Raw genomic sequence first — 19,317 nt, 5'->3', positions numbered from 1 at the left:
GGTTCATCAGTGCGTTCAGATTAAGGAGACTGGTAGGTCCCTTACAATCCGATAATCGACCTTATGTGCGATTATCGAACCATTTATGTATTTCTACTGTAGGAGCAGCCTTGTGCTGCGAATGGGCCGCAAAGCGGCCCCCTTCGGCACTCAGGTCGCGTCCGCGTGGCTGACCAGCCCTTTCACGACCACACCCACCGTCGCCAATGCCGCCGGCACCAGCAGCGCTGTCAGCACCTGTTCGAAATTCCAGCCCAGGCCCAGCAGCGTCGCACCACTCCAGGCGCCGAGAATCGCACCAAAGCGGCCGATGCCCAGCATCCACGAAACGCCCGTGGCACGCCCTTGGGTTGGGTAGAAGCGGGCAGCCAGCGACGGCATGGCCGACTGCGCCCCGTTGACGCACATACCAGCGACCAGTACCAGGGTGGCGAGCAGGGTGATGTTGCCCAGGCTCTGCCCCACCGCGTAGGCAAACACCCCGGCCAGCAGGTAGAAAATGCCGATGACCTTGTGCGGGTTGAAGCGATCCATGGCCCAGCCCACCCCGACTGCGCTCAGCACGCCGCCAAACTGGAACAGTGCGCCAATGAACGCCGCCTGCTCCATGCTGGCCCCGCTGTCACGCATCAGGGTCGGCAGCCAGCTGGTCAACAGGTAGACAATCACCAAGCCCATGAAGTAAGTCAGCCACAGCAACATCGTGCCCAGGCCGTAGGTGCCGGAGAAGATGACCGCGAATACGTTGCGCGCCGCCACCGCCTTCTGCTCCGGCACGCTGAAGCTGGCCGCCTGGGCCACTACCTGCGGCGCAATCGGCGCCAGGGTTTTGCGGACTTTATCCGTACCGCGATTACGCACTACCAGGAAGCGTGCCGACTCCGGCAACCAGATGAGCAACACCACCGCCAGCAGCAGCGGCAGCACGCCACCGATCACCAGCAGGCTATGCCAGCCATACGCCGGGATCATCTTCGCGGAGATAAACCCACCGCCCGCCATGCCCAGGTTGAAGCCGCAGAACATGCTGGTCACCAGCAGCGATTTGAGCCGCTCAGGGGTGTATTCGGACAGCAGCGTCGTCGCATTGGGCATACCTGCACCCAGGCCAAGCCCGGTGAGGAAGCGCAGAACCAGCAACTGATCGACATTGGTCGCGTAGGCCGAGGCCAGGCTGAAGCCGCCGAACACCAGCACGGCAGCCACCAGCACGCCTTTACGCCCAAAACGGTCGGCCAGCGGGCCTGAGCCCAGTGCGCCGAACACCATGCCGATCAACGCGGCACTCATGACCGGGCCGAGGCTGGCGCGGTCGATGCCCCACTCCTGCGACAAAGCCGGGGCGATGAAGCCCATGGCGGCAGTGTCCAGGCCATCGAGGAAAACGATCAGAAAACACAGCAGCACGACGCGCCATTGATAGCGGGACAGCGGCTGGTCGTTGATGAACGACTGGACGTCGAGGCATTTGCCGACGTTGGTTTGCGGTTGGTTCATAGTTGTTATCCAGAATTAGGGCACAGCCATGCCACTGCACTCAGCGCGCAAGTACAGGGTTCGATAGTAGGAGGATGGCGGCCTGCGTCAGCCTGGATACAACAGTGCTGCGAGCGGGTGCGGCCGCGGCAGCGATGGGACAGTAGTCATGGTATGTGCCTCACATGTTTTTCTTGTTCGGTCGGCAAAGCCGACCGTTGCGAGAGACATTAATCAGCCTACCGGGACGACGCAATTCACTGAGCACGACATTGTGCGTTTATCGAACAGGAAAGGCGTCCGTGCTCGATAATGGGGCAGGAAGGGCGCTCAGCGGCCCTCCCTTGCGCGGCATCACCCGAACAATTGATGGCAAAGGTCTCGACTGGCTGCCAGCAGGATCGGCAAGAAGCGCTGCTCCAGTTCGCTGCGCGTCACACGCCCAACGTGGGTGCTGACGTTCAATGCAGCCAACACCTGCCCCGAAGCGTCATAGATCGGCACGGCGATCGAACGCAGCCCTTGTTCCAGTTCCTGGTCCACCACGCACCAGCCCTGGGCACGCACCTGCTGAATGCAGGCAAACAACGATTCGGCATCGTGCAAGGTGCGGCTGGTGCGCGGCTTGAGGTCAGCCCGGTCGAGGTACTCGCGCAGGCTGGTGTCGTCCATCGCCGCCAGCAGAATGCGCCCCATCGACGTGCAGTAGGCCGGCAAGCGCCCGCCTACCGACAGGTCGACCGAGATCAACCGCTCCACAGTCGCCGATCGGGCTATATAAAGGATGTCGTCGCCTTCGAGGGTGGCCATGTTGGCCGCCTCGTGCAGTTGGTCACTGATGCGGTCCAGGTACGGCTGCGCAGAAATCGCCAATGGCGTCGACGACAGGTAGGCATGGCCCAGGGTCAGCACCTTGGGCAACAGTGAATACGTGCGCCCGTCAGTCGTCGCATAGCCCAGCTTGATCAAGGTATGCAGGCAACGGCGCACGGCTGCGCGAGGGATTTCGGTGCGGTGGCTGATCTGGGCGATGGTCAGGTGGCGCTTGCGCTCCTGAAACGCCTGGATAACCGCCAGCCCACGCGCGAGGGAGGTCATGAAATCCGGGTCGCCAGTAAACGCCTGAATACGCTTGGCCGGCGACGCCACGATCGGCGGCGCCAGGGCGGGTGCGGCAGGGCGTGCCGACTCTGGGTTGGCAGATTCGTTGGCCGCTGTTTCGTCGCTCATCGCTCACCTCAAAAAAAACGCTGGGTCGTGCGATTATCGAACGAACGGCCGATAATCGCAATTGACCGCTGACACTTTTGCTTATACCTTTCTCATGCCACTTTGTGGCTTCTTTGGAGAGACTGGTCAGGTACCCACCGTAGAAGTCCCAGGCAACGGCCTCGCCTTGTGCGAGGCCGTTTTACTTTCTGCGTTCGCCACGGCTGGCCGACGAACTTTTGCCGCTCGCTCCTTTCAAAGTTATACGCACGGTGTGACGCGTTACCCATTGAGCCCAACTACTTCGACGGGCATGTCAGGCTTTGGTAAATATCCCTGTTCGAAGAATTATCGGTTGCTATAATCGATTGGGTTGTACGCCTTGTTGCTGTGGTAATGGAACACACCGCTGTCTCCAGCACTTACGGGCAACCCACGCATGTGCAGGTTCTGTATGGCACCCCCTCTGCTTTCCCTGTGGCATCCTTTGTATGCGCAGGGGCATGCTGTACAGCTAAAACAACAGTCTTAATTCAACTTACTCAGGTACTACTGTGACGAAAGATGAACTGCGCGCAGAACTCGAGCGCCAGGCTGAACGTTACAAGGATGTTTACGGTGGTGAAGTGACCACTTACGCCGCTCAACCGGACCCCGAACGCAAACCGTGGCGCAAGCGCGCCAGCGTGCGTGACCAGGCGTTCAACCAGGAACTGGAAAAAATGGAAAAGGAACTGCGCAGCGACAAGCCGTAAGCGCAACGTTCCGCCTTCCGCGTCGTCGCCCGGCCTGCCCGGGCGCGGTCGATCTTTACTCAGAGGTCGATGATGAAATGGAATTACACAAATTTCATACGGCCGTTTGAATCAGTCAAGCGTCGATTATTTCCCAGACATTTGCCGATTTTTTGAATATTTCACGCTTTTTTGCGGACACTACTGTTCATGCAAGCGTTGGCAAGCGCGTGAAGGCTGCGTCACAGTGCGTGCTATTGGTCTGTAGCAGGTGCATCGATTGCCAATATTTTCTGGCATAATCCCGCCCCCCTAAGACCGCCAGACAACCTTCATGATCGATTTATTCAGCGGACTGGATGCCTGGGTGTTGGTGAGCCTCCTGCTCGCCTTGACCTTCGTACTCGCCTTCGAGTTCATCAATGGCTTTCATGACACCGCCAACGCGGTAGCTACCGTCATCTATACCAAAGCCATGCCGCCGCACCTCGCCGTGTTCTTCTCCGGCGTGTTCAACTTCCTCGGCGTTCTGCTCGGTGGTGTCGGGGTGGCCTATGCCATCGTTCACCTGCTGCCGGTAGAGCTGCTGATCAATGTGAACACCGGACACGGCCTGGCCATGGTCTTCTCGCTGTTGGCTGCGGCCATCACCTGGAACCTGGGCACCTGGTACTTCGGTATCCCGGCTTCCAGCTCGCACACGCTGATCGGCTCGATCCTCGGTGTTGGCCTGGCCAACGCCCTGATCAACGACATCCCGCTGGGCGATGGCGTCAACTGGCAGAAGGCGATCGACATCGCCATGTCGCTGGTGGTCTCGCCCATGGCCGGTTTCGCGGTCGCTGCGCTGGTGCTGATCGGCCTTAAATGGTGGCGCCCGCTGTCGAAGATGCACAAGACGCCTGAACAGCGCCGCAAGCTCGACGACAAGAAGCACCCGCCGTTCTGGAACCGCCTGGTACTGGTGATTTCGGCCATGGGCGTAAGCTTCGTGCACGGCTCCAACGATGGCCAGAAAGGCATTGGCCTGATCATGCTGGTGCTGATCGGTATCGTACCGGCCAAGTTCGTGCTCGACCTGAACAGCACCACCTATCAGATCGAACGCACCCGCGACGCCACCCTGCACATGAGCCAGTTCTACGAGCGCAATGCCGCCACCCTGGGTGAGTTCCTGGCATTGGGCAAGGCCAAGGCGAGCGACCTGCCGGAGCAGTTCAGCTGCAACCCGCAGCAGACCGAGCCGACCATCGCCGCACTGCAGGCCTCGCTCAAGGGCGTGACCGACTACCACACCCTGGATGCCGAGAAGCGCGTGGAAGTTCGCCGCTACCTGCTCTGCCTGGATGACACGGCGAAAAAGGTCGGCAAGCTGCCAGGCCTGGATGCCCGTGAAAAGGCAGACCTTGAGAAGCTGCGCAAAGACCTCACCGCCACCACCGAATACGCACCGTTCTGGGTGATCGTGGCCGTTGCCCTGGCCTTGGGCCTGGGTACCATGGTCGGCTGGAAGCGCGTGGTCCTGACCGTTGGCGAGAAGATCGGCAAGCAGGGCATGACCTACGCCCAGGGCATGTCGGCGCAGATCACAGCGGCCTGTGCCATCGGCATGGCCAACGTGTTCAGCCTGCCGGTATCGACCACCCACGTGTTGTCGTCCGGCGTGGCCGGTACCATGGTCGCCAACAAGAGTGGCCTGCAAGGCGGCACCGTGAAGACCATCCTGCTGGCCTGGATCCTGACCCTGCCTGCCTCGATGGGCTTGGCAGCTGGCCTGTTCTGGCTGGCGTCCAAGGCGATTGGCTGAGCGACACCGCTGTAGAAAAAGGCGCCTTCGGGCGCCTTTTTCATATTACCGCGCCCCTGTAGGAGCAGCCTTGCGCTGCGAAAACGTCGGCAAAGGCACTACAGCTTCATAGGCTGTACCGGCCTCTTCGCAGCACAAGGCTGCTCCTGCAGTGCGTGGCGCTGCTAGCGCTTCTTGCCCCCCAATAACGACCCCATCAGCCCGCGCACCAATTGCCGCCCCAACTGATTGGCCGCCTGCCGCACGGCGGACTTGATCGCCTGCCCCGCTGCACTCTGCAAAAAATCGCCAGCCTTGTCGGCAAAGCTCTCTTCATCGGCCTTCGGCACTGGCGCTGGCTCGACAGGCTCACCTTTGCGCTGAGTGAGCATTTCATAAGCCGATTCACGGTCCACCGGCTTGTCATAACGCCCGGCCAGCGGTGACGAGGTAATCAATGCAGTGCGCTCAGCCGCACTCAATGGCCCGATACGCGACTGCGGCGGCGCGATCAGCACCCGCTGCACCATGGCGGGGGTGCCCTTCTCTTCCAGCGTACCGACCAACGCTTCACCAATACCCAGCTCGGTCAGCACCGCCAGGCTGTCGAATGCGGGGTTGGGGCGGAAACCATCGGCCACGGCCCGCAGCGACTTCTGCTCTTTTGCGGTAAACGCACGCAAACCATGCTGGATGCGCAAACCCAATTGGGCCAGCACCGCATCGGGTAGATCACCTGGCGACTGGGTCACGAAGTAGACCCCCACGCCCTTGGAGCGAATCAGCCGAACCACCTGCTCCAGGCGGTCCTGCAACGCCTTGGGCGTGCCATTGAACAGCAAGTGCGCTTCATCGAAGAACAGCGCCAGTACTGGCTTGTCGGCATCGCCGCGCTCAGGCAACTGTTCGAACAACTCCGCCAACAGCCACAGCAGGAAGGTTGCATACACCTTCGGCGCTTCATGCACCAGCCGGCTGGCATCGAGCAGGTGGATGCGCCCACGGCCGTCACTGCCAGGCCGCAGCAAGTCTTCGAGTTGCAACGCGGGCTCACCGAACAGCGCCTCGGCACCTTGCTGCTCCAGTGTCGCCAGGCGACGCAGCAAGGCCTGGGTGGAGGCACTGGTCATCAGCGCGCTGTCTTCACCCAGCATCTGCGGGTTGTCCTTCAGGTGCGCCAGCAGCGCCTTGAGGTCCTTGAGGTCGAGCAACAGCAGGCCTTCACGGTCGGCCACCTTGAATGCCGCATACAAGGCTGCCTGCTGGCTGTCGGTCAGTTCCAGCAGGTTACCCAGCAGCAGCGGCCCCATTTCGCTGAGGGTCGTGCGCAAGGGGTGGCCGGACTGCCCGGCGATATCCCACAGGCTTACCGGATAAGCCTGCGGCGTATGCCCCAACCACGGCATGCCGGCAATGCGTTCGGCCACCTTGCCCTGCGGTGCGCCCGCCGCACCCAGGCCGCACAGGTCGCCTTTTACATCGGCCGCGAACACTGCCACGCCGGCATCACTGAACACCTCGGCCAGGTGCTGCAAGGTGACCGTCTTGCCGGTGCCCGTGGCGCCGGCGACCAGGCCGTGACGGTTGGCGAGGCGCATGGCTTGATTGACAGGCTGACCATCAAGGCCCGCCCCTACAACTATTTGCGAAGAATCCGACATCTTCTTTCATCCTCTTCTCAAGCTTTGCCGCGTATCGGCCGATACCTCGGGGTGATATTCGCCTAGAACACAGTAACAACCCAACTAGGACTTCCCGGGATGTTGCACTGTCTTGCAGATGTATTCGTGCGAACGCCCGATAAAACCTTAGCGGAACCGATTACTCCATGAGCAAAAGCCTTCGTTTCAGCCACAAGATTCTCTTGGCGGCCTCACTGATCGTGATACTCGCCTTCAGCCTGTTCACCCTCTATAACGATTATCTCCAGCGTAATGCCATCAGAGAGGATCTGGAGAATTATCTGACTGAAATGGGCGAGTCGACTTCGACCAATATCCGCAACCTGTTCGAAGGCCGTATAAAGCTGGTGGAGAACCTGGCACAGAACATTGCCCAGGCCCCCAACGACGCTGAAACCCTGATGGGGCAGAATGCCCTGATCACAAGCTTCCTCACCGTGTACCTGGGCAAGGTCGATGGCGGTTTCAGCGTGCGCCCGGACGCCAAGATGCCCGAGGGTTATGACCCACGCACCCGCCCCTGGTACAAGGACGGCATGAACGCCTCTGGCGCAACGTTGACCGAACCGTACATCGACATGACCACCAACAAGATGGTCATCGGCATTCTCAGCAAGGTCTCCAACAGCGTGGGCGTGGTCGGCGGCGACCTGGCCCTCGACGGCTTGGTGCAGATCATCAACTCGCTGAACTTCGGCGGCATGGGCTACGCCTTCCTGGTCAACGACCAAGGCAAAATCCTGGTACACCCGGACCAGAGCCTGGTGATGAAATCGCTGTCAGACCTGTTCCCTCAGCACACGCCGAAACTGTCCGGTGAGCTGACGGAAGTCCAGGCCCAGGGCGAGACCCGCCTGCTCACCTTCACCCCGATCAAAGGCCTGCCTTCGGCCAACTGGTACATCGGCCTGTCGGTGGACAAGGACAAAGCCTTCTCCATGCTCAGCACCTTCCGCACCTCGGCGGTGATCGCCACGCTGGTCGCGGTGGTCATCATCATCGGCCTGCTCGGCCTGCTGATTCGCGTGCTGATGCAACCGTTGCTGACCATGACCCGCGCCATGGAAGACATCGCCGAAGGCGAAGGCGACCTGACCAAGCGTCTGCGCATCCACAACCACGACGAATTCGGCCTGCTCGGCAGCGCCTTCAACCGCTTCGTCGAGCGTATCCACGGCTCCATCCGCGAAGTGTCCTCGGCCACCGAGCAGGTCAATGAAGTGGCCCTGCGCGTGATCAGCGCCTCGAACTCGTCGATGACCAACTCGGACGAGCAATCCAACCGCACCAACAGCGTCGCCGCCGCCATCAACGAACTGGGCGCCGCCGCACAGGAAATCGCCGGCAATGCTGCCCAGGCTTCGCAACACGCCAGCTCCGCACGGCTGCTGGCCGAAGAGGGCCAGCAGGTGGTCGAGCGCAATATCGCCGCGATGAACCGCCTGTCCGACTTGATCGTCACCTCCAGTGCGCACATCGAGACGCTCAACAGCAAGACCGTCAACATCGGCCAGATTCTCGAAGTCATCACCAGCATCTCCCAGCAGACCAACCTGCTGGCCTTGAACGCGGCGATCGAAGCCGCCCGCGCCGGTGAAGCCGGGCGTGGCTTTGCCGTGGTCGCCGACGAGGTGCGCAACCTGGCACACCGCACCCAAGAGTCGGCACAACAGGTGCAGACCATGATCGAAGAGCTGCAGGTCGGTGCCCGCGAGTCGGTCGATACCATGGGCCAGAGCCAGCGCCACAGCCAGGACAGCGTGCAGATCGCCAACCAGGCCGGCGAGCGGCTGGACAGCGTGACGGTGCGTATCGGCGAGATCGACGGCATGAACCAGTCGGTGGCCACCGCCACCGAAGAGCAGACAGCCGTGGTCGAGGCGATCAACATGGACATCAACGAGATCAACATGCTCAACCAGGAAGGTGTCGAAAACCTGCAGGCCACCCTGCGCGCGTGTTCGGACCTGGAGCAACAGGCTTCGCGCCTGAAACACCTGGTGGGCAGCTTCCGCATCTAATGACGGTTCAATAGCCCCCTGTAGGCGCAGCCTTGCGCTGCGAAGAGGCCAGCTCAGCCCACAAAGCTGTAGCGTCCGTGCCGACCTCTTCGCAGCACAAGGCTGCGCCTACAAGCCCGCAGCAACCAGCCCAACCTCGATCGAACAAACTATCCTTCTGGTAGGTCAACCTTTAGGCGCGTCATCGCCGGCCCATTACGGCCGGATGACAGACCCGAAGACGATCCCGGAGGGATGCTGATCGTGCACATTGCCGACATCACCATGTTCTACGCCCCCGCCAGTGGTGGCGTACGTACCTATCTTGATGCCAAACACCGCCGCCTCGATGCCATCCAAGGCGTGCGCCACAGCTTGTTGATTCCCGGCGCCAGCGCGCAACACACCGATGGCATCTACCAGGTGCCGGCCCCTCCCCTGCCCTTTGGCAATGGCTACCGCTTCCCGGTGCGCCTGGCGCCTTGGTGCAATGTACTGCGCAGCCTCAAACCCGACCTGATCGAAGTCGGCGACCCGTACCTGACCGCTTGGGCTGCCCTGGAGGCACGCCGCCAGCTCGATGTGCCGGTGATTGGCTTCTACCATTCCGACCTGCCGCTGCTGGTCAGCAACCGCATGGGCAATTGGTTCACGCCCAATGTCGAAGCCTACGTCAGCAAGCTGTACGGCAACTTCGACCGGGTGCTGGCCCCCAGCCAGGTGATGGCCGATAAACTGCGCCGGCTGGGCATACGCGATGTGCATGTGCAGCGCCTGGGTGTAGACCTGGCCACCTTCAACCCCGACCACCGCGACCCGCACCTGCGCGCGGAACTTGGGATTGCCGACACCAGCCGCCTGTTGATCTACGCCGGCCGTGGCTCGCGGGAAAAGAACCTGCCGGTTCTGCTCGACTGCATGCAGCGCCTGGGGCGGCCCTACCACCTGTTGCTGGTGGGCTCCAACATGCCTGTGAATGTGCCGCAGAACGTCAGCGTGATCGACCACTTCTGCCCGCCACAAGAGGTCGCCAGGATGATGGCCAGTGCCGACCTGCTGGTGCATGCCGGCGACCAGGAAACCTTTGGCCTGGTCATTCTCGAAGCCATGGCCAGCGCGACGCCAGTGGTCGCGGTGCGTGCCGGTGCCTTTGGTGAAATCGTCAACGAACAATGCGGGCGGCTGTGCCAGGCCAATGACGGGGCGGCGATGGCGCAGGCGGTGCGCCAGGTGTTCGAAGAGGGTGTGCGCACCCTCGGCACCCAGGCCCGCCGCCATGTCGAGCAACACTACTCATGGGACAACGTGGTCGCCGGCCTGCTGCAGCATTACCAGGCCGTGCTCGGCCACCAACCGCGGGCGCGGGCCCATGGCTGAAACCGGCAGCGCAGCACGCAGCCTGATGCTGGTGCTGCACGATATCGCGCCCGAGACCTGGCCCGACTACCAACCCTTCGTCGAAGCCGTCGACAAGATTGGCGGTGTACCCATGACCTGGCTGGTGGTGCCAGACTTTCACCACCGCAACCCCCTGCACCGCTCGCCCACGTTCTGCCGCCTACTCGACCGGCGCCTGGCACTGGGTGATGAGCTGGCGCTGCATGGCTACTACCACGCCGACGACGGCGCGCCACCGCGCAGCCCCGGCGCATTCTTCATGCGCCGCATCTATACCCATGAAGGCGAATTCTACGGGCTGGATCAACGTCAGGCGCTAGCACGCCTGGAACAAGGCCTGGCGGTGTTCGAGCGGCAAGCCTGGCCGGTTGCCGGCTTCGTCGCCCCCGCCTGGCTGATGAGCGAAGGCACGCGCCAAGCCCTGCGCCAATTGCCGCTGCGCTACACCAGCACACCGCAGCACCTGTACCGCCTGCCTGAGTTTACCGCCATCGAGGCCCCCGGCCTGGTGTGGAGCGCACGCAGCGCCTGGCGCCGAAGGGTGTCGAAGGTGCTTTGCGACTGGCAATGCCAACGCTGGCGTGGCGCGCAGACCCTGCGCCTCGGCCTGCACCCGGTGGACATGCGCCACCGCGTATCACGCGACTACTGGCTACACACCCTGCAGACGCTGCTGGCAGAGGGCCGCGAGCCGTTGACCAAGTCCGCCTGGCTGGACCGCCAGGCCAGCGCATGAATCGCCTGGGCTGGCTAGGCCTGGCCCTGCTGGGCGCGGTGTTGGTACCGACGCTGCTGGGCGGCAGCGAACTGCTGCCCAGGCTGCAACGCTTCGACCCCGGCCTGTTGCTGATGCTACTGGGCATGATCGTGCTGTGCTGGGTGATCAACGCCATTCGCCTGCGCCTGCTACTCGGCCAGCAAGGCGCACAACTGCGTTACCTGCGCAGCCTCGGCGTGGTCATGGCCACCGAGTTCGCCATCTGTACCACCCCTGGCGGCAGCGGCGGCCCGCTGACCCTCATGGCCCTGCTGGCGCGCGACCGCATTGGCCCGGCGCGCAGCGGCGCGGTATTCGCCATGGACCAGTTGAACGACTTGCTGTTTTTCTTCTGCGCGATGCTGGCGATCGCCGGCTATGCGTTGTTCCACCGCCTGGGGCACAGCCAGCAAAGCATGTTGCTGGGCAGCGCACTGTTGCTGTGTGCGGCATTGGTCGTAGTGCTGGGGTTGCTGCGCTACCGGCGTGGGCTGATGCGCTTGAACGGTCGCCTGTTACAGCGCCTGGGGATGTCTGCGGGGCGTAAACGCCGCTGGGCGCGCAAGCTGCTGCACTTCATCGACGCCCTGGCACAAACCTGGCGCCTGCCCAAGCGCACGCTGGCACTGGTCTTCACCCTGACCTGCGCGCATTGGGGCCTGCGTTACAGCGTGCTGTACCTAGTGCTGAAGGGGTTGGGTGTGGAGCTGTCGTGGATCCCCAGCTTCCTGGTGCAGATGCTCTCGCTCAGCGCCGGCCAGTTCAGCCTGTTGCCGGGTGGCGCAGGTGCCGCCGAATTGACCTCGGCAAGCCTGCTCACACCCTTGGTGGGCAGTTCGACAGCGGCGGCAGCGATCGTTATCTGGCGCGCGGTCACGTACTACTTTTATCTGCTGGCGGGTGGGCCGGTGTTCGCTTGTTTGCTGGCACGCCCGCTGCTGGAGCGCTGGCGGCGTCAGGCGGGTTGAGTTGCTGCCAGAGTTCGGCTGCACCGGGGAAGTCGGTGCCGTCGGCGTCACTCAGGGCCTCGGGGTCATAGCGGGCCAGGCAGCCCTCGCCGAGGGTTGGCGGTGGTGAGGCGCCAGCTTTGTCACGTGGGTCTGGCATGAGCGTTTCCTCGCGATTGAGGGGGCGCTTTGCGCCCCATCGCCGGCAAGCCGGCTCCCACCCGAACGGTGTAGCCTCCAAGGCTAGCGCCACACCTGTGGGAGCTGGCTTGCCGGCGATGGGCTGCGAAGCAGACCGGCTCGGTATCAGTCGAACACCACGGTCTTGTTGCCGTGCACCAGCACGCGGTCTTCGAGGTGATAACGCAGGCCGCGGGCCAGCACCATCTTCTCGACATCACGGCCGAAGCGGACCATGTCTTCGATACTGTCGGCATGGCTGACACGTACCACGTCCTGCTCGATGATCGGGCCGGCATCCAGCTCTTCGGTCACGTAGTGGCACGTCGCACCGATCAGCTTCACGCCGCGCAGGGCCGCTTGATGGTACGGCTTGGCGCCGACGAACGACGGCAGGAAGCTGTGGTGGATGTTGATCACTTTTTCAGCGTAGTCCTGGCACAGCTGCGGCGGCAGGATTTGCATGTAGCGAGCCAGCACTACCACGTCGGCCGCGTGTTCCTGGACCAGGCGCGACACTTCGGCGAAGGCTGGCGCCTTGTCCTTGGGGTCGACCGGTACATGGAAGAACGGAATGCCGTGCCACTCGACCATGCTGCGCAGGTCGTTGTGGTTGGAGATAACGCAGGGGATATCGCAATCCAGCTCATCGGTGTGCCAGCGGTGCAGCAGGTCGGCCAGGCAGTGGGATTCGCGGCTGGCCATCAACACCACGCGCTTCTTTTGCGCCGAGTCGGTCACACGCCAGGTCATGGAGAACTCTTCGGCGATGGGCGCGAACGCCTCGCGGAATGCCTCGATACCGAATGGCAGGGATTCGGCACGGATTTCATGACGCATGAAGAACCAACCACTCTGTTCATCGGAGTGGTGGCTAGCTTCGTTGATCCAGCCATTGTACAAGGCCAGGAAATTACTGACTTTCGCCACGATGCCAACACGGTCGGGGCAGGCGATCACCAGACGATAGGTGCGCATGAATGAGACTCCAGAACTTCGCAAAGGCGCTCATTCTAGCGGCCCGCCAGGAAAAACGCAGTATGGATCGCACCGCGTGCGTTGTGCACACCGCCAGGCACACAAGACGTGGCCCTGTTCAGCGGCATGACAAAACGCAGGGCTAATGTAAATTTTTGTTCACGCAGAGAAATGTTGTGACAGCTTAATTAACAGTTAATGGCCCATTTGTATGTTTACTTGCGAGTATCGCCTGTCTATTATTGGCCCACACATTTCTGAACACGCATTAAAGGAACTCTCCATGTCCCTGATTAACGAGTACCGCGCCACCGAAGAAGCCATCAAGGAACTTCAAGCCCGTCTGGCCAACCTCTCGCAAGACGACAAGCTGAAGCAAGAGCTGGAGTTCGAAGGCAAACTGCGCACGCTGATGGGCGAGTACTCCAAGTCGCTGCGTGATGTGATTGCCCTGCTCGACCCAGAGTCGAAACTGAGCAAAGCGCCTCGCGGCGCGGTCAAGCCTACCGCCACTAAGCGTGCGCGCAAGGTCAAGCAATACAAGAACCCGCACAATGGTGAAGTGATCGAAACCAAAGGCGGCAACCACAAAACCCTGAAAGAATGGAAAGCCAAGTGGGGTGGTGACGTGGTTGAAAGCTGGGCGACCCTGCTGGACTGATTGTCCGCACGCTCAACGTTGCTTAGCGCAACAAAAAAAACGCCGGCTCAATGCCGGCGTTTTTGTTTTTCCATTCACTGCGCAATTGCAAATTGTGCCTGCAGTTTTCGGGCGTGTTCCTGCCACGCATCCAGTACCCGCCGGCCCGCCTCGTCGGCGCCTTCCCAGGCACGCTGCCGCGCCTGCTCGAAATCACCCAGGGTATTCGGCGCGCCCCACTGCGGGTCGCTCAGGCGTTGCTGACAGAAGCCATACCAACGCTGACGCTCTTCACTGTTCAAGGTCTCAGGGAAGTTGCGAGCCCGATAACGGAACAACAGTTCAGGCATGCGCGGGTCATCGAACATCCAGTGCCCCTGGCCCAATTGCGCGGGTTCCAGCGTGCGAACTTGCTCACACAAACGCCGATCACGGTCGCCCAGAAAACCGTCATACAACTGTTGTTCAGGATCTTCACTCGGCGTGAAATCATCCTTGCCGTAGATGTGTTCCAGCTTGTCTTGCCAGTGTGCTTGTTGATTGGCCAGCTGTTCGCCACGCGATTGTAACAACGTCAAGTCGATGCCCAACCGTTGTTGATCGGCCGGGCGCAATACCGAGAGTGGCGCCAGCACTGGGCAACGGTTGATCTGCACCAATTTAAGCGGAACGGGTAATTCGCCCTCGGCCAATTCTTCGTGGCGGGTATACAAGCGCTGACGAAGAACTTCAGGACTTTCCCGCAATAACGGTAGGGTTTCCTGATGCAGGTCGCAGACAATCAGGGCATTGCGATTGCGCGGGTGCCACGCCAGCGGCAGCACCACACCCAGGTAATTACGGGCCGCCGAAAAACGCCCCGAAATATGTACCAGCGGCTGCAACAAACGGACCTGTTCCATCACTTTTTGTTTACTGCGTAGCTGAAACAGCCACTCATACAATTTCGGCTGTTTCTGCCGGATCAAGCGCGCCAGGGCAATCGTGGCCCGCACGTCGGAAAGTGCCTCGTGGGCGTGGCCATGGTCGATGCCATTGGCTTTGCTGAGCAGCTCCAGACGCAGGCTGGTACGGCCATCCTGCTGCGGCCACTCGATGCCTTCAGGGCGCAAGGCGTAGGCCGTGCGCACGATGTCGATCAGGTCCCAGCGGCTGTTGCCGCCCTGCCACTCACGGGCATAAGGGTCGAAAAAGTTGCGGTAAAGGCTATAGCGCGTCACTTCATCGTCAAAGCGCAGGGTGTTGTAGCCAGCGCCACAGGTGCCTGGGCGCGCCAGTTGCGCGTGCACCCGGGTCATGAATTCGGCTTCGCACAGCCCTTGGGTTTCCAGCTGTTGCGGGGTGATGCCGGTGACCAGGCAAGCAGCCGGGTGCGGCAGGATGTCGTCCGAGGGGCGGCAATAGAGGCTGATCGGTTCTTCGATTTCGTTGAGGTCGAAGTCGGTGCGCACACCGGCCACCTGCAGCGGCCGGTCGCAGCGCGGGTTGATACCAGTGGTTTCGTAGTCGTGCCAGAAAATGCTGGAGCTCACGGGGTCGTCCTGTATCGAGGTCGACCCGATTCTAGCCTACTCGGCTCTAGCGGAAGCGTTGGCGGGGCGGAAACTGAAATAGTCGTGCAGAGAGCGAACGAACTCGTCGTACTCGCGGGGCGCCTGCAGCAACATGAAGCCAGAGTCGTAATGGCCGGGCGTCTGGTCTTCGCGGCACCACAGGCAACTGGCGGTGAGGTTGATGAACTGATACCCGCCACCGGCCAACGGCAAACGCAATTGCAGCTCGTAATCCGGCCCGACCAGCACCGGCAGTTGGCTGATGAGCATCAAACCGTCTACTGAGGCATTACCCAGCTGGCCGATCGGCTGATCGGTAAAACGGTTGAAGACCTTGAGAACGCAGGGCAACTGATGGCGTTCGATATGCCGCTTGTTGAAGATGATCACAAGTGCAGTCCGTACCCGGTGCCAGGAATGCGCGGTACTGGCGGTTGTTGTAACAACTGAGTTACAGATTAGCGCAGCGCGCGCGGTTAATCCCGTGAAATAAATCACACCTTGGTGTTAACGCCAAGGGGGGGTCTGCACCGGGTTGGCCACGGCAGCCTCAGCGCCACGGTAATGGCCAAGCTTCTCGAGGGTCTGCAGCCGGGCCTGGGCGCGGTAGGCGTATTCGTTGCCCGGGTAGGCCCGGATCATGTACTCGTAGGTCTGCGCAGCGTCCACGAACAGCTTCTGGCGTTCCAGGCACTGGCCACGCAGCAGCGAGACCTCGGGGTGGACGAACGGTCGCGCGCGGCTGGTGCGGTCGACCTGCGAAAGCTCCAGCATCACCCGCTGGCAATCACCGCGGTCGTAGGCACGGTAGGCATTGTTCAAGTGGTGGTCCATCGACCAGCGGGTGCAGCCGACGGCGCTGGCCGCCAAGGCTAAAACGATCAGGGCTCGCATGAGGGGTCTCCTTTGATGCCAGTGTATCGGCCTTTGCCCATAAATCTTCACACCCTTTTGCGAGGATGGCCTGACCGTTCAAACGCTACCCTGCCTTGGTCGCAGGTAGTGCAACGGAACAATGACTACAGCGAGATTCAGGAGTAGCCTTTCGCTGCGCTTCACTATAGGAGTCTGTGCATGACCATCCGCCGTACCAAAATCGTCGCCACCCTTGGCCCCGCCAGCAACTCGCCGGAAGTGATCGAACAACTGATCCTTGCCGGCCTGGACGTGGCACGTCTGAACTTCTCCCACGGCACGCCGGACGAGCACAAGGCGCGCGCTCGCCTGATCCGTGAAATCGCGGCCAAGAACGGCCGCCACGTCGCATTGCTGGGCGACCTGCAAGGTCCGAAGATCCGCATCGCCAAGTTCAGCAACAAGCGCATCGAACTGAAGATCGGTGACAAGTTCACCTTCTCCACCGCCCACCCGCTGACCGAAGGCAACCAGGACATCGTCGGTATCGACTATCCCGACCTGGTCAAGGACTGCGGCGTCGGTGACGAACTGCTGCTCGACGACGGCCGTGTGGTCATGCGCGTCGAGACCGCCACTGCTGATGCACTGCACTGCGTAGTGATCATCGGTGGCCCGCTGTCGGACCACAAAGGCATCAACCGCAAAGGTGGCGGCCTGACCGCACCGGCCCTGACCGAAAAAGACAAGGCCGACATCAAGCTGGCCGCGGAAATGGACCTGGACTACCTGGCCGTATCGTTCCCACGTGACGCCAGCGACATGGAATACGCCCGCAAGCTGCGTGACGAGGCCGGCGGCAGCGCCTGGCTGGTGGCCAAGATCGAGCGTGCCGAAGCCGTTGCCGACGACGAAACCCTCGACAAGCTGATCGCCGCCTCCGACGCCGTCATGGTTGCCCGTGGCGACCTGGGCGTGGAAATCGGCGACGCCGAGCTGATCGGCATCCAGAAGAAGATCATCCAGCACGCCCGCCGCAACAACAAAGCGGTGATCGTGGCGACCCAGATGATGGAGTCGATGATCCAGAACCCGATGCCGACCCGCGCCGAAGTGTCCGACGTGGCCAACGCCGTGCTGGACAACACCGATGCGGTGATGCTGTCGGCCGAAAGTGCCGCCGGCGCCTACCCGATCGAAGCCGTCCAGGCCATGGCGCGCATCTGCCAGGGTGCCGAGAAGCACCCGACCAACCAGAAGTCCAGCCACCGCCTGCACACCACCTTCGAGCGTTGCGACGAAAGCATCGCCCTGGCGGCCATGTACACCGCCAACCACTTCCCGGGCGTCAAGGCGATCATCGCCCTCACCGAGAGTGGCTACACCCCGCTGATCATGTCGCGCCTGCGTTCGCACGTGCCGATCTTCGCCCTGTCGCCGCACCGCGCTACCCAGGCTCGCGTCTCGATGTTCCGCGGTGTCTACCCGATCGCCTTCGACCCGGCTTCGCTGCCGGCCGACAAGGTGAGCCAGGCGGCGGTCGACGAACTGCTCAAGCGTGGTTTGGTGCAACAAGGTGACTGGGTGATCCTGACCAAGGGCGACAGCTACCACACCATCGGTGGCACCAACGGCATGAAGATCCTGCATGTCGGTGATCCGCTGGTCTGATTGCCTTACACGCCCGTAGTCAAGAAGCCCCGTGAGCCCTACTCACGGGGCTTTTTCATGTCCGCTACCTAGCATTTTTGCCAGTTTCGTCTTGGCGCCCAGCCTGCGATCGTTGAGTGACGCAACGGCTTCACACTGTTCAACACGAAAGGTGAAAAGCAATGAGCACAACCCGCATACAGAACGTGCTGGACCCTGACTACGGCGCCTACGGCGTCGCTCGCCCACACCGGTCGATTGAGAAAATCGCGTCTTCAATCCCAGATAACAGGAACGGCAGAATTTGCGTTGGCACGAGTGTGGGCGGCAATTACGTCATTTTTAGGGTGGATGACACAGGCAAGCTCGATCAACACTTTGGTAAAAACAATGGGCTGACCGAAGGCAAATTCGCTCCCCCGTCATCCGCCGCTGGCAGCAGCGTTCACCTGCTCTCAGACGGCAAAATCCTCATGAGCGGTTTGCATAATGGACTACAACCCGCTCTGGCTCGATTCAGCAGCGGCGGCTTGCTAGACACGTCATTCGGCGACGGTGGCCATATTGTGATCAAAACGCCCACAGACCTTATGGTGCAGGAGCAAAAACACGTCTCATCCACACCTCGCGTTATTGAAGTCGCTGAGGGACCACCGCAGGTGCAGACACTCGCGGCGAACGACAAGGTTTACCTCACATTTCAGTTCAACAATAGCCACTCCACGATCATGCGGTTCAACGCCGACGGCGCTTTGGATACGAGCTTCAACGGCACCGGTTACAAGCAGCTTACACCGCCCAGGGGATACCTTACTTACACGACCGCAATGCTTCTGGACGGTGAATTCATTCTGCTGGGCGGGTCGGTCATGACTGCTGATCGCGACTTAGCCTGTGTCATCCGCCTGCACAGTAGCGGTGACTATGACTCGACATTCGGTCACGAAGGCTTTGCCTTCGCCGAGCTGACGTCTCATGCCAACTTTTTCTCGATTGCCAAACTCGCGTCTAACGCCATTGTCTGTGCCGGCGGCGAAGTACCTCAGAAAAGTGTGATCGCCGCTTTCGATCATCAGGGCCAACCGTTGGCGGGCTTCATCACTACCTCTCTGGGCACCGGAGGTTACTGGAAAACGGTCGCCGTCTTCCAAGACAAGGCCATCATCACTGTAGGCGACACCAGCGGGAGTCAAGCTGATCTTTTAGTCGGCAGGTTCTCGGCCGACGGCCTACCGGACAGTGGTTTTCAGGAAAATGGCTGGCTGTCGTTTTCTCTAGGTAAGAGCATGGATAGGGTTTTAAGCAGCGAACTGCAACCAGACGGCCGCACATTGGTGACCGGCAAGGACAATGAGAAAAAGGAAGAGGAGCAAGGCTGGATCCGCAAAGGTTTCCTGCTGCGTTGCCTCACAGCGCCCTGACAATCAGCACCGGCACATGGCAAACGGTCAATCGCGAACTGCCCGCGATTG

General features: G+C 61.2%; 17 protein-coding genes and 1 pseudogene. 10 read left to right on the top strand and 8 right to left on the bottom strand.

The window, feature by feature from the left end:
* Positions 1 to 150 precede the first annotated feature (150 nt).
* Together D886_RS0111575 and pcaR are read right to left on the bottom strand one after the other, a co-directional pair.
* On the bottom strand, positions 151 to 1,497 hold the full coding sequence (locus D886_RS0111575) for an MFS transporter (RefSeq protein WP_027594087.1): 1,347 nt from the start codon (positions 1,495 to 1,497) through the stop codon (positions 151 to 153).
* Between the two features lie 333 nt (positions 1,498 to 1,830).
* Positions 1,831 to 2,706 carry a pca regulon transcriptional regulator PcaR gene (gene pcaR, locus D886_RS0111570; protein WP_050580745.1) on the bottom strand — a complete coding sequence of 292 codons (876 nt, stop codon included), beginning with the start codon at positions 2,704 to 2,706 and terminating at the stop codon, positions 1,831 to 1,833.
* A 533-nt stretch (positions 2,707 to 3,239) separates the two neighbouring features.
* Here pcaR and D886_RS0111565 point away from each other — a divergent pair.
* Together D886_RS0111565 and D886_RS0111560 are read left to right on the top strand one after the other, a co-directional pair.
* Positions 3,240 to 3,440 carry a hypothetical protein gene (locus D886_RS0111565; protein ID WP_027594085.1) on the top strand — a complete coding sequence of 67 codons (201 nt, stop codon included), beginning with the start codon at positions 3,240 to 3,242 and terminating at the stop codon, positions 3,438 to 3,440.
* A 313-nt stretch (positions 3,441 to 3,753) separates the two neighbouring features.
* Positions 3,754 to 5,226 carry an inorganic phosphate transporter gene (locus D886_RS0111560; RefSeq protein ID WP_027594084.1) on the top strand — a complete coding sequence of 491 codons (1,473 nt, stop codon included), beginning with the start codon at positions 3,754 to 3,756 and terminating at the stop codon, positions 5,224 to 5,226.
* 164 nt (positions 5,227 to 5,390) lie between these two features.
* Here D886_RS0111560 and D886_RS0111555 read toward each other — a convergent pair whose 3' ends face one another.
* Positions 5,391 to 6,866 (bottom strand): helicase HerA-like domain-containing protein, encoded by a 1,476-nt coding sequence (locus D886_RS0111555; RefSeq protein ID WP_027594083.1) that lies wholly within the window; start codon positions 6,864 to 6,866, stop codon positions 5,391 to 5,393.
* A gap of 167 nt (positions 6,867 to 7,033) precedes the next feature.
* Here D886_RS0111555 and D886_RS28800 point away from each other — a divergent pair.
* The 5 genes and pseudogenes from D886_RS28800 to D886_RS0111535 all read left to right on the top strand — a co-directional run.
* Positions 7,034 to 8,050: pseudogene (locus D886_RS28800) on the top strand (cache domain-containing protein); the annotation flags it as partial.
* 93 nt (positions 8,051 to 8,143) lie between these two features.
* Entirely contained in the window at positions 8,144 to 8,908 is a 765-nt protein-coding gene (locus D886_RS28795; RefSeq protein WP_371097681.1) for a methyl-accepting chemotaxis protein, read from the top strand.
* Positions 8,909 to 9,142: 234 nt separating this feature from the next.
* The gene (locus tag D886_RS0111545; protein ID WP_027594081.1) at positions 9,143 to 10,264 is read left to right on the top strand and encodes a glycosyltransferase family 1 protein; all 1,122 of its coding nucleotides are present in this window, start codon (positions 9,143 to 9,145) and stop codon (positions 10,262 to 10,264) included.
* Positions 10,257 to 11,021: a DUF2334 domain-containing protein gene (locus D886_RS0111540; RefSeq protein WP_027594080.1), complete on the top strand. Its 765-nt coding sequence runs from the start codon at positions 10,257 to 10,259 to the stop codon at positions 11,019 to 11,021. Before D886_RS0111545 ends, D886_RS0111540 begins: the two co-directional genes overlap by 8 nt.
* The gene (locus D886_RS0111535) at positions 11,018 to 12,010 is read left to right on the top strand and encodes a lysylphosphatidylglycerol synthase transmembrane domain-containing protein (protein WP_027594079.1); all 993 of its coding nucleotides are present in this window, start codon (positions 11,018 to 11,020) and stop codon (positions 12,008 to 12,010) included. Before D886_RS0111540 ends, D886_RS0111535 begins: the two co-directional genes overlap by 4 nt.
* Here D886_RS0111535 and D886_RS28570 read toward each other — a convergent pair.
* Together D886_RS28570 and purU are read right to left on the bottom strand one after the other, a co-directional pair.
* Positions 11,916 to 12,149: a hypothetical protein gene (locus tag D886_RS28570; protein WP_081717485.1), complete on the bottom strand. Its 234-nt coding sequence runs from the start codon at positions 12,147 to 12,149 to the stop codon at positions 11,916 to 11,918. The two genes, D886_RS0111535 and D886_RS28570, sit on opposite strands and share 95 nt — an antisense overlap.
* A 146-nt stretch (positions 12,150 to 12,295) precedes the next feature.
* On the bottom strand, positions 12,296 to 13,147 hold the full coding sequence (purU, locus tag D886_RS0111530; protein WP_027594078.1) for a formyltetrahydrofolate deformylase: 852 nt from the start codon (positions 13,145 to 13,147) through the stop codon (positions 12,296 to 12,298).
* Positions 13,148 to 13,430: 283 nt separating this feature from the next.
* Here purU and mvaT point away from each other — a divergent pair, with 283 nt between their 5' ends.
* A complete protein-coding gene (gene mvaT / locus D886_RS0111525; protein WP_027594077.1) occupies positions 13,431 to 13,808 on the top strand; it encodes a histone-like nucleoid-structuring protein MvaT in 378 nt (125 codons plus the stop codon).
* Positions 13,809 to 13,882: 74 nt separating this feature from the next.
* Here mvaT and sbcB read toward each other — a convergent pair whose 3' ends face one another.
* The 3 genes from sbcB to D886_RS0111510 all read right to left on the bottom strand — a co-directional run bounded on the left by sbcB (position 13,883) and on the right by D886_RS0111510 (position 16,234).
* Complete coding sequence (gene sbcB, locus D886_RS0111520) at positions 13,883 to 15,319, bottom strand: exodeoxyribonuclease I (RefSeq protein WP_027594076.1); 1,437 nt, start codon at positions 15,317 to 15,319, stop codon at positions 13,883 to 13,885.
* A gap of 36 nt (positions 15,320 to 15,355) precedes the next feature.
* Entirely contained in the window at positions 15,356 to 15,724 is a 369-nt protein-coding gene (locus D886_RS0111515) for a PilZ domain-containing protein (protein ID WP_027594075.1), read from the bottom strand.
* A 123-nt stretch (positions 15,725 to 15,847) separates the two neighbouring features.
* A complete protein-coding gene (locus tag D886_RS0111510) occupies positions 15,848 to 16,234 on the bottom strand; it encodes a tol-pal system YbgF family protein (protein ID WP_027594074.1) in 387 nt (128 codons plus the stop codon).
* A 180-nt stretch (positions 16,235 to 16,414) separates the two neighbouring features.
* Here D886_RS0111510 and pyk point away from each other — a divergent pair, with 180 nt between their 5' ends.
* Both pyk and D886_RS27445 read left to right on the top strand, forming a co-directional pair.
* On the top strand, positions 16,415 to 17,866 hold the full coding sequence (gene pyk, locus D886_RS0111505; protein WP_027594073.1) for a pyruvate kinase: 1,452 nt from the start codon (positions 16,415 to 16,417) through the stop codon (positions 17,864 to 17,866).
* A 161-nt stretch (positions 17,867 to 18,027) separates the two neighbouring features.
* Positions 18,028 to 19,266: a delta-60 repeat domain-containing protein gene (locus D886_RS27445; protein ID WP_027594072.1), complete on the top strand. Its 1,239-nt coding sequence runs from the start codon at positions 18,028 to 18,030 to the stop codon at positions 19,264 to 19,266.
* Positions 19,267 to 19,317: the final 51 nt, after the last annotated feature.

Source organism: Pseudomonas sp. LAIL14HWK12:I7 (assembly GCF_000483465.1).
In the GTDB taxonomy this organism is placed as follows: domain Bacteria; phylum Pseudomonadota; class Gammaproteobacteria; order Pseudomonadales; family Pseudomonadaceae; genus Aquipseudomonas; species Aquipseudomonas kermanshahensis.
This window is presented reverse-complemented; position numbering and strand designations above follow the sequence as displayed.